This is a genomic window from Steroidobacter sp. (assembly GCF_016790065.1).
Taxonomy (GTDB): domain Bacteria; phylum Pseudomonadota; class Gammaproteobacteria; order Steroidobacterales; family Steroidobacteraceae; genus Steroidobacter.
The window spans coordinates 1-11,231 of the sequence record NZ_JAEUPY010000129.1 but is presented as its reverse complement, the minus strand read 5'-3'; the positions used below and the strand labels follow the sequence as shown (position 1 = coordinate 11,231).

Here is an 11,231-nt window from a genome sequence, read left to right as displayed (position 1 = left end):
AGACGCCGTTCTACAACCTTGGACGGCGCGAGATGTCGGGTTACGAGCTGGCGTTCAACTATGCACTGCCGGAGTTGGCCGCGGGGCAGTTCGAAGTCGACGTGGCGCTATCGCAGTTGGCCACGTTCAAGGTCGGCGGCGCTGGCGGCTCGCTGGTCGACATTGCCGGTGGCTACGACTACTCGGCCGGAATGTTTTTCTCCACCGGCGCGCTGCCCAAGACTCGCGGGGCTGTGGGGCTCTCGTGGGCGCGTGGGCCGTGGTCAGCTGCTTCCCAATATAATTTCATGTCGAGCTATTCGGATCTGTCCGCCAGTGGTGAGCGGATCGATCGCAAGATTCCTTTCTACGCGACTGCGAATTTCCAGGTGGCCTACGAGTTGGGCGGCACACAGGGCCGCTCACAATCGTGGCTGCCCATGAATGCCGTGCGCCTGACGCTGGGCGTACAGAATGCGTTCGATCGGGAAGTGCCGTTTCTAGTCGTCGTCAACGGCTACAACAATTACGAGAACGACATTCGCGGCCGCTTCGTGTATGCGCGCGTCGCGATGGATTTCTGATCGTGCGCGTCACACTGCTTTTGTTGAGCGCACTCGTGGCGCTCAACGCCTACGCGGCGTCGGAGCCCTATCACGTACCGGAGCAGCTGTTTGCCGGTGAGCCACGCGGCCCGTATCAAACAGGAACGTTCGAAGAGCTGTGGGTGGATGAGCAGCGGGACGACCCCAGTACCGCGGCGAAGGATCAGCGCAAGCTGATGGTGCAGGTGTGGTATCCGGCGGTGTTCTCCGGGAAGCCGCGCCGCGCGCCCTATGCGTTACAGCCTGGGTTGTACGCAGCAGGCAGCCTTGCGAGTCGTGCGGCAGGTGTCGAGACGCAATCGGTGATCGACGCCGCCGTCGTTTCTCAGCCGCAGCGCTTGCCAGTGCTGATTTATAGCCACGGCCGAGAGTTGCCGCAGTTCAGCGCGACCTTTCAGACTGAGTTCCTGGCGAGTCACGGTTACGTGGTCGTCGCAGTCGGTCATAGCGGCGTCAATGGCATCGAGCGTTTCCCCGACGGCACCGCTTACCGGGAGGATGGCGTTCGCTATTCCGCTCAGTACGGTGCGAGCACTGTGTTGACCGAGGCCGAACAAAAACTGTCATCGCGAGATCAATTTGAACTCATCTGGGCACGCGCCGATCTCAGCCTGTACGTGCAGGATGTTCGCTTCGTGCTGGATCGGCTGGCCGTGGTCGCTGCCGATCGTCGTCATCGACTCTGTGGGCGGTTGGATCTGGAACGGGTGGGCGCGCTGGGTTGGTCGCTGGGCGGCATCGTCGCATTTCAGGCAACTCGCACAGAGCCGCGGATCAAGGCCGCCGCGAACTTCGATGGTTGGCCGTTCGGCTGGCTCGGTGCGAATGGTGTCGTCACGCAAGGCAGTCCGCGTCCCTTGCTGCTGATGAATGGCATGTGGGGTGGCTTGGACACTTCGGAAGTGGCCATCGATGCGGGCGACCGGGAGTTGGCCCACGCCGCCGAGACCTACTACTGGACGATGCTGAGGCGGAGTACCGCGGATTGGTATCGCGTCAACGTCAACCGAGCCTCGCACCTGAACTTCTCCGATCTCCCGCTGTTCGAGCCGGAGGTGGCCGAAGACATCAATCCGCGCCTCGCGCATCGCATCGTCAACAACTACACCTTGGAGTTCTTCGACAAGTACCTGCGGGGGAGCGAGGCCACGCCATTGCTCGAAGGTACGCGGAAGTACCCGGAGGCGCGGCTGCTACGGAAGTTGCAATGAGTCCGCAGCCAAATGTTTGGTGTAAAGTCCGGGCATGATGTCCAGTCCCAAACGCTGACATGCCGCGCGGTACGAAGAGCGATGCCGGTGCATCGCTGTTCATTCTGCTGGGCCTATCTCTCGACCGCGACAGCTCGCAGCCCATGAGCGAGCAGCTGAGCGAGCAGATCGCTACGGCGATCTCCCGGGGCAGCCTGGCCGCCGGTACGCCGATGCCGTCGAGCCGAATTCTGGCGGATGAGCTGGGTTGTTCGCGCAACACCGTCAAGGCGGCGTTCGAGAAGCTGATCGCCGAAGGCTATCTGGTTGGCGTGGCGCGCATGAACACGGTGGTGGCCGAGCGAGCGCCGGATAGTTATTTCTTTGCCGCCCGCACCGCTGTGCCGGCCGAGGTCCCACCACCAACACCAGCCATTCTGTCGTCGCGGGGCGCTCGTATTTCAACGCATCGGCGGCCGCGTTGTCCGCAGTCCGCGCGACCGTTCGAGATCGGCCATCCGGAAAGCGAGGAGTTTCCGTTTGAAGTCTGGGTCGATCTGTATCGCAGTCATTGGGCCAAACCGCGCCGGGTAGTCATCGATAGCGCCGACCCGCGCGGCTACTTACCGCTGCGTTCGTCGATTGCGCAGTATCTCAGCACCATGCGCGGCCTCACTTGCGATGCCGAGGATGTGATCGTCACCGGCGGCGGCTTCCATGCCATGGATCTATTCATGCGTTTGGCATTACAGCCCGGCGATGCGGTCTGGATCGAAGAGGCGACTGCCCGAGAGATCTACGCATTGGTGGAGGCGAACGGCCTGCTGGCTGTCGATGTGCCTATCGACGAGCAAGGCATGGTCGTCGCTGAAGGCATCCGCCGAGCGCCGCATGCTCGGATGGCGATCGTTACGCCGGCTCATCAGCATCCGCTTGGCATGACCATGAGTTTGCCGCGTCGGCAGGAGCTGCTGGACTGGGCGACCCGATCGAACGCCTGGGTGCTGGAAGACGATTACGACGGCGAGTTTCGTTACACCGGCACGCCGTTGGCCACGCTCAAAAGCTTGGATCGGGATGGCCGGGTGATTTACCTCGGCACCTTCTCCAAATCCATCTTTCCGTCGCTGCGGATGGGCTACATGGTGATGAACTCGGGGCTGGTCAGCGACTTCAGCAGTGCGCGGGATGCCATCGATCTGTTTCCTACGATGCTGGAGCAGCCGGTCATGGCCAGCTTCATCGGGCGAGGGCATTTCGCCACGCACCTGCGACGCATGCGCCAGGTCTATCGTGAGCGACAGTCGGCGTTGCTGCTGGCGATGCGCGAGCAGCTCAGCGGCTTGATCGAGATCCAGCCCGATGAAACCGGGCTGCACTTGCTGGGATTCATGACGCCCAAGTTGCTTCGTCGCATGTCGCTGGAGGCGCTGCTGACCAAGGCGGCGAATGCCGGCATCGTGCTGGTGCCGCTGAAGAATTTCTATCGCGACGGCCGTGACAGTGCCGGCTTGCTGTTGGGGTTCTCGTCGCTGCCGGTGGGTGTGATTCGGGATGCCGTTGAAACCCTGGCCGCGCTGATCGCCGCAGCCCCTGCCAATGGCGGTCAGGCGTAGCACGATGCTGGGTCCGAGCCGGCTCGCGGTTTGGGTCTGTCGAAGTGCTGCCATCCGCCTCTACTCTAGGCGGTCGATGTAATGCTTGAGGGGGCAGGTATGGTGAGCCGCGCTGAGCAGCTCTGTCGGGACGCACTCGTCTGCGACATGGTGTGGCCGTTGGACTTCGATCCCGCTGATACGGTGGGTAATGACTACGGTAAATTAAAGCGTTTCAAGGACGCCGGTGTGAACCTGCTGTCGGTGACACTCGCCGGCGATCGTCACAACAGCGCACAGGCGTTAGCTATCGTCGCCGAAGCGCGCCGGAAGCTGGCAGCGCTGCCGGACATACAGATCGTGCAGCGGATCGACGATGTCGAAGCGGCACGCCGCGCCGACAAGCTGGCAGTCGCTCTGCAATTCGAGGGCACGCGCTGTCTGGATCGCAATCTGGATTTGATCGAAGCGTTCCGGGATCTGGGCATTCGTCACAACCTACTGGCATTCAACATGGCCAATAGCGCCGGTGGCGGCTGTGCTGATGTGAACGATGGCGGGCTGACGCGATTCGGTGCGCGAGTCGTCGCTGAGATGCAGCGAGCGGGCGTGCTGGTCGATCTGAGTCATTGTGGTCCGCGTACCTCGATGGATGCTTTGGCGATGGCGCAACGGCCCATGGTGTTCAGTCATTCCAACGCTACGACATTGGCGCCGAGCTTTCGCAATATCACCGATGAGCAGATCCGTGCCGTCGCGGCCACTGGCGGGCTGGTGGGAATTTCAGGCTGCAGCGGTTACTTGGGCAGCGATCATGATCTGGCCGCGGCCGTCGTGCGTCACATCGATCACATCTGCGAGCTGGTGGGACCGAAACATGTCGGGCTCGGCTTGGATGTCGTGTTCGACGGTGAGGCAGTCACGGCCTGGATCCGTTCACGGCCCGATGAGTGGCCGGTGGCCGCCGATCCGAACTGGCCCGGCTTCTCATATGTGATGCCGGAGCAGTTGCCGGAAATCGTCGACGGTTTGTTGAGCAAAGGCTACGTCGACGCCGACATCGAAAATATTCTCGGGCGCAATTGGCTGCGCGTGTGTGCCGCTGCATGGGAGTGAGCCGCAGCGCCGGATTGGGGCCGTTCCAGCTGTTCACTGTGCTGTTCGGCACGATCATCGGCGTGGCCTGGATCGTGGCCACCGGCTTGTGGATCACGGAAGCGGGGCCGCTCGGAGCCTTGCTGGCGTTCGGCGCGGGTGCGCTGATCATGTGGCTGATCGGCCTGTGCTTCGCCGAGATGATGGCGTTGTTTCCCGATGCCAACGGCTCGATGGCCTATGTCTTCGAAGCCTTCGGCGAACGGGCCGCGGCGACCGCGGGATGGTTCTTGGTGCTGATGTATGCCGCGACTTGCGGTTGGTACTTCGTGACCATCGCGTGGCTGTCGCAGGCGGTGATGCCTTGGCTGGGCGGGCCGACGATCTACGAAGCGTTCGGCGGCAAGGTGCAGCTGGGAGATCTGCTGCTCGGTGTGAGTGGCGTCATCGTGATTACGCTGGTGAATCTGCGCGGCGTCGGCACGCGGGCTTTGTTTCAAGACGCGCTGGTGGTGATGAAGATCGTCATCGGCATCACGCTGTTCGGCTTCGCGCTCGCGCTCGGACGAGCGGAGCGTTTGGAGCCGTTATTCGTCGCTGAGCAGGCGTCGCATGTGTGGCTCGGCGTGTTGTCGGTTGCGGTCATGACGCCGTTCTTTTTCGCTGGCTTCGATGTGCTTCCGCAAGCGGTGCGTGACCGACGTCCGGGGTTCCGTTTGCAATCGTTGGGAACCATCGTGGGTCTGGCCACCGCCGGCGCATTTATTTTCTACGGCGGCGCCATTCTTGCGGCGGCCGGGTCGTTGGAACGCCCGGCACTACAAGCCGCGACGCTGCCGATCTTCTCGGCGTTCAAAGACGGACTTGGTCAGCCCTGGCTCGCGTATCTGGCCATCGTGGCTGGTATCAGCGGCATTCTGACCGGCTGGAACTCGAACCTGATGTCGGGTGCACGCGTGTTGCAAGGTATGGCACAGGCCGGCGTGACTCTGCCGTTCTTCGCACGCGAGCGAGCGCCTCATCCGGGGGAGTTGCCGGTGCCATTGCGTGCCACGCTGTTCATCTCGGCGCTCGCGGTGGCGATGGGATTGCTCGGTCGCGCCGCCTTGGGCCCCATTGTGGATATGGCGGCGGTGCCGTTGCTTGTAGTGTTTGTTCTGGTCTGCGCAGGGCTGATCAAGCTGCGACGGCTGCAGCCTGATGCTCCGCGGCCCTATCGCGTTCCCGGCGGACTATGGCTACCCCGGCTCGCGGTGGTGTTGTCGGTTGGTCTCATTATTGCTGGCGTGGTGACCGCCATCGCTGGCGGTGGACTGTTGCAGTGGAGCTTTATGTTGCTGTGGGGCCTGGCCGGCGCACTGTTCTGGCGCTTGTCGGCGGCCCATCGCCAGACTCTGAGCCTTGCTGAGCGCAAGCAACGCATCCTGCAGGGCGAGTAACTGGATCTTTGAGCATCGCCCATCCTGGGCCTGTTACCGCGCCGGAATTTCCCCAAGATGAGCTGACCGGCGAACGCCTTGCGTTGGCCATCGCAGATTCATGTTGGGGCAATGGCTAGAACAACACAGACGGGTACGCTGCGTGTCGCTTGCGTCGGTGCAGGGAACATCGGTCGCAGCTGGGCTATCGCCTATGCGATGGGCGGTGCCGAGGTGCGGCTGTTCGACATCTCCGAAGCGGCGCTGGCCCGAGCCTGGACCTTCATCGACGCGGCAGCGGACGATTTCGTGGCCGCTGGCCGGCTGGAACGCAAAGAACTGCTGCGCGAGCGAATTCATGCAGTCACATCGCTGACCGCTGCGCTCGATGATGTGCATCACGTTCAAGAGAGCGTCTCCGACGATCCGGCCGTGAAGCGAGCTGTGTTCGCCGAGCTGGATGCATTGGCGGCACCGTCGGTCACCATCGGCAGCTCCTCGGGCGAACTCCCGGTCTCGAAATTCACCGAAGGATTGCCGGGCGCGGGCCGATGTTTGCTGGTGCATCCGGTGAATCCGCCGCACATTCTACGAGCCATCGAAATCTGTCCGACGCCTTGGACCGAACGCTGGGCGCTCGACGCCTGCCGGACCATGGTGGAGTCGATGGGCATGGTGCCTGTCGATGTCACGCGCGAAATCAATGGCTACGTCATCAACCGTTTGCAGTACGCGCTGATCGGCGAGGCGCTGCATCTGGTGGGTGAGGGCTACTGCGAGCCGAAAGCCATCGATGCCGCGATCAAACATGGGTTGGGCTTGCGCTGGGCGTTTCTGGGACCGTTCGAAACCAGCCACTTGAATGCCACGCAGGGCTATCGCGAATACATGCTGACGGATGAAGCCGGTGCGCGGCGTTTGATGTCGGATATTCGCGCCGACTATGCCTGGGATCACGCGTTGATCGAGCGCATCCATGGTTACTTGATACAGGCGATGCGCAGCGAAGACATCGTCCAACATCAACAGCGGCGCGATCGCCAGTTGCTGAGCCTGATGCAGCATCTGCAAGAGCAGCCGCAACTGGCCGCGGCTGTCGATGGTCCAGAAACAAAACCTGTAAGGGGAGAGCGATGAAAACGAGACATGCCCTACGCGGCGCTGTCGGGTCGTTGTACGCGACCGTGGCAATGGCGCATGCAGCGGCCGACACCGAGCTGGAAGAAGTCGTGGTCCGCGCGACGCAATTCAAGTACGAAGAAGCGCAAAGCGCCTTGAAGATGCCGCTGTCGCTCAAGGACACGCCGCAGACCGTCAAGGTCATCACTCAGGATTTGCTCGACTTCGCCAGCATTGCCAACTTCGAAGACGTCTACAAGGTGGACGCTTCCGGCGGTGTTTCGCATGCACGCGACGGTTTCCCTCGCAATTACTATCGCGGCTTCTTGCAGCAAGGTATCAACGCCATCAAGGTCGACGGCTTCCGGATGACGGCCAACATCAATCTGGACCTGTCGCCGTTCGAACGTTTCGAAGTGGTGAAAGGCGCCACCTCGACGCTGTATGGACAGAACTCCGTGTCCGGAACCCTCAACGCCATTTCCAAGGCGCCCACCGATGCATTCGGCGCTCAGTTCGACCTGCAAGCCGGCAGCTATCAACACCGGCGAGTGCAGGGCGATGTGCATGGGCCCATCGACGATGACGGGCGTCTCAGCTATCGCATCGTGGGCGCGGCCCAGGAAGAGGATAGCTACATGGATGTCGACGGCTCGCGCCTGAAGGCGCTGGCGCCGACGCTCAAGTATCAGATCGGCGAGAACACGTCTGTCACGACTCGTGTGATCTATCAGGATTACACCTATGCGCCATCGTTCGGCTACGGCGCGCAGTTCATCGGCACTGATTCGAGCGATCCGAATCAGCTGGTCTCCAGCAACTTCGTCGTACCGCGCACGCCGCGTGATCGATCCGGTGGCGCGCCGTGGAATCGCACGGAGAAGGAAGCGACGTTCGCGCAAGGTGTGTTGGAACATCGGTTCCAGAACGATTGGCAGCTGCGCGGCAACGTGCAGTACCAGAAGGTCAAGGGCAGGGCGGATGCTTTCCAGACCTGGAACACCGATGAGACCGGCGAGACCTTTTCCTATCTGTACGGTCGCGACCAGGAAAATGAAGTGTATGCCGCCGAGGTCAATCTGTTCGGCGATGTCGAACTGTTCGGCCGTAAGCACACCTTGTTCTTCGGTGCGGACTACGCCGAGCTCGACACCGACACCATGGATGTCGGCGAGAACGGCCCGACGGGCTTCAACATCATGTCGCCGGATTGGGCGAGCGTGTCGGTGCATCGGTTCCCGACCGATTATGATTATTTCTTTGGCTCGGAGAATCGTCGCGAGATCTCCGGTGTGACCGCTCAGGTGCTCGCACGTCCGGTGGACGGTCTCACTGTGTCCGTTGGTGCTCGATACTCGCGAGATATCACTCGCAATCGTTTGCGCAGCGGTGATATCGCGGACTATCAGGATTATTCGGTGGCGCCGTTCGGCACCTGGAGTGAGCTGAAGGCCAACGAGGTAACGATGCAAGGTGGCGTGACCTATGCGTTGACTCCGCAGCTGAATGTCTACGCCAGCTATGGCGAAACCTTCGAGCCGCGCGGTGGACGACTCTTCGGTGCCGGCCTGGCCGGGCCCGAGGAAGGCAAGGCGTACGAAGTCGGCTTGAAAGGCGATGCGCTGAATCGGCGGCTTTCCTACAGCGTCGCGGCGTTCGATATGCGTCGTACCAACATCCAGCAACGCGATCCGGCCCATCCTGGATTCGTGCTGCCGCTGGGCACTCAGCGCAGCCGCGGCGTGGAAGTCGACTTCCAGGGCACGCTGCTGCCCGGCTGGGAAGTGTTCGGTTCGTTGGCGTATCTGGACGCGGAGTTCATCGAAGGACAGTACCAGGGGTTCAAGTCGGCGAACGGGCCGGATTTCGGGTTGTCACTGTTTACCAGTTATCAGATCCAGGAAGGCGCGTTGCGGGGCGCGGGCGTCGGTGCTGGCGTGGTCCGCAAGTCAGGCATGGAAACATTCGATGCGGCCGGCTATGGTCGACCCATCGCATTCGATCTCGGCGGTTTCACCGAGGTGGACTTGCGAGTGTTCTACGACCGGGAGCGCTGGCGCTATGAGATTGCGGCCACCAACTTGCTCGATACCAAGTACTACTCTTCGTACTCCGAGGCGATGTGGTTCGGATTGCAAGTCAATCCGCCGCGTCGTGTGATCGGCAGCGTGTCGTATCGATGGTAGCGGCCTATCGATTTGTGTTGCTCGCTGTGACGATGCTGGTAGCCACAGCATCGTCCGGCGAGTCGGCGCCGGCCGTGTCGGGACTGTCTACCGTCGCGGCTGGCGTTGGTGAATATCGGCGCCATGAGCCGTTCGTCTATCGTCAGGCGATTCGGCGTTCCGTCTATGTGACCATGCGAGACGGTGTGCGTCTGGCGGTGGACTATTACTTGCCGGCGCGAGATGGCAAGGTGAAGCGCGGTCGGTTCCCGGTCGTGCTGGAGTACACGCGGTACGGGCGATCCGCTCCGTTGCCCGGCGGCGGCACCAAGCACCGACAATATTCCGCTACCGATGCGCAGGGGCTCATGTCGATCGCCGACGATCCGATTCGCTCGGAGCTACTACTTGCGTATGGTTACGCGCTAGTGGTGGCGGACATGCGAGGTTCGGGTGCGTCATTCGGCCCTTCGCATGCCGAAGGAGAGGATATCGAAGGCAAAGACGGCTTCGATCTGGTTGCTTGGATCGCTCGCCAAGCTTGGAGCGATGGCACCGTCGGCATGTTGGGCTCGTCTTATCTGGCGGAAGTCCAGCCTCGGGTCGCAGCTGAAAGGCCGCCGGCCCTGAAAGCGTTGTCGATGGTGTACGGCTTCTTCGACGGTCCGAACTCGGCGTACTCGATGGGCGGCATCTTTCGTGACGGTTGGCAGGGCGGCTGGGTGCAGAACGTCGCCAAGTTAGACAATCGTTCTACCGATCCCAACGCGCCGATCACCAATATCTCGGCGGTCGATGCCGATCGGGATCAGGTGCAGCTACGCAAAGCCATCGACGAACATCGCGAAGGCGTCGACGACGAATACTTCCAGCACTTGGACGCATTCAAGACGGCAGGCGTAGTTCGCGATGTGCTGCCCTTCATCGATCATTATCAGCTCAAGGGACAGAACAATCTTTACACCGTGCTGGATCGAGTCAACGCTGGCGGTGTGCCGACGCTGCTGTCCGGCGGCTGGCACGACATCTATGCCAATGACATGCTGCTCTGGTACGCCAACCTCACGGTGCCCAGGAAACTGATCTACGGCCCGTATCCTCATGGTAAATCCGGTCCGGCTCCCAACGACCCGCGCGACATTGAACGCGAGCGGCTGGTGGCGCGGGAGACGTTGCGATGGTTTGATCGTTGGCTACGCAAGATGCCCAACGACGCCGAGCAGCGCCCAGCGGTGCAGTTCGGATTGCAGCGAGATCCACGACACACGGAGTGGTTCGCTTCGGATACCTGGCCGCCGCGTCAGGCGAATTATCGTGATCTGTATTTGTCAGGGAAGGTTTCCAACACCATCGTGTCTCAGTACGACGGCTCGTTGAGCTGGGAGCCTGAAGCGAACTCGTCGCGCCAGCCGTGGCGCGTCGACTATTCGGCGTCGGTCGGATCTACTGGCACTCGCTGGGGCGGTCTCGTTCATGACGTTCCCGTCACCGTCAACGATACGAAGTCACTCACGTACACATCGCCGCCGCTGGCAGAGGATCTGTACGTGGCAGGCATCCCTGTGGTGAAGCTGTGGCTGTCTTCTGAGAATGCTCCAGATGCCGATGTGCATGCGTACCTCAATGTGGTCTCCGAGGACGGTACTTCCCGGTTGATCTCCGATGGCATGTTGCGTGCCTCGCATCGGACCTTGGGTCGGCCGCCTTATCTGAATTTCGGGTTGCCGTTTCCCAGTTCGAACTCGACCGATATCGCGGCCACGCCGCCGTTGTCGGCAACGCCCGTCGCCTTGGAGTTCACGATGCTTGCGGTGGGGCGCGTGTTTCACCGAGGCGATCGATTGCGACTGACGATTGCAGGCGCGGATCGAGGCAATACTCTTGGCCTGGAACGCGACCCTGCCCCGAAGTTGGCGATTCACGTGGGGGCAGCGACGCGCTCGGCGTTGAGCTTGCGGGTGCTGGGCGAGAAGGGTCATGTCCCATGACCTGAGAGCCACATTCACTCGTGCCGAAGCGGATGCGCGCGTCGAAGCTGCATTCGCGCGTCACAAGCAAGGCGATA

The 11,231-nt window shown here is 61.6% G+C and carries 8 protein-coding genes; all 8 read left to right on the top strand.

The genetic code is table 11. The features are described from left to right. Window positions 1-563, top strand: a 563-nt coding sequence (locus JNL55_RS05525) for a TonB-dependent receptor (protein ID WP_293850439.1), incomplete at its 5' end; no start/stop codon positions are given. Window positions 564-565: 2 nt separating this feature from the next. Further along, on the top strand, window positions 566-1,795 hold the full coding sequence (locus JNL55_RS05520; RefSeq protein ID WP_293850436.1) for an alpha/beta hydrolase family protein: 1,230 nt from the start codon (window positions 566-568) through the stop codon (window positions 1,793-1,795). Window positions 1,796-1,854: 59 nt separating this feature from the next. Beyond that, the gene (locus JNL55_RS05515; protein WP_293850433.1) at window positions 1,855-3,390 is read left to right on the top strand and encodes a PLP-dependent aminotransferase family protein; all 1,536 of its coding nucleotides are present in this window, start codon (window positions 1,855-1,857) and stop codon (window positions 3,388-3,390) included. Window positions 3,391-3,489: 99 nt separating this feature from the next. Then, entirely contained in the window at window positions 3,490-4,485 is a 996-nt protein-coding gene (locus tag JNL55_RS05510; RefSeq protein ID WP_293850431.1) for a dipeptidase, read from the top strand. Further along, complete coding sequence (locus tag JNL55_RS05505; RefSeq protein WP_293850428.1) at window positions 4,482-5,903, top strand: APC family permease; 1,422 nt, start codon at window positions 4,482-4,484, stop codon at window positions 5,901-5,903. The genes JNL55_RS05510 and JNL55_RS05505 overlap by 4 nt, the downstream gene beginning before the upstream one ends. A 111-nt stretch (window positions 5,904-6,014) precedes the next feature. Beyond that, window positions 6,015-7,019 carry a 3-hydroxyacyl-CoA dehydrogenase NAD-binding domain-containing protein gene (locus JNL55_RS05500; protein WP_293850425.1) on the top strand — a complete coding sequence of 335 codons (1,005 nt, stop codon included), beginning with the start codon at window positions 6,015-6,017 and terminating at the stop codon, window positions 7,017-7,019. After that, complete coding sequence (locus JNL55_RS05495) at window positions 7,016-9,187, top strand: TonB-dependent siderophore receptor (protein ID WP_293850422.1); 2,172 nt, start codon at window positions 7,016-7,018, stop codon at window positions 9,185-9,187. The genes JNL55_RS05500 and JNL55_RS05495 overlap by 4 nt, the downstream gene beginning before the upstream one ends. A 32-nt stretch (window positions 9,188-9,219) precedes the next feature. Further along, window positions 9,220-11,154 (top strand): CocE/NonD family hydrolase, encoded by a 1,935-nt coding sequence (locus JNL55_RS05490; protein WP_293850419.1) that lies wholly within the window; start codon window positions 9,220-9,222, stop codon window positions 11,152-11,154. The last annotated feature ends 77 nt before the right edge of the window (window positions 11,155-11,231 follow it).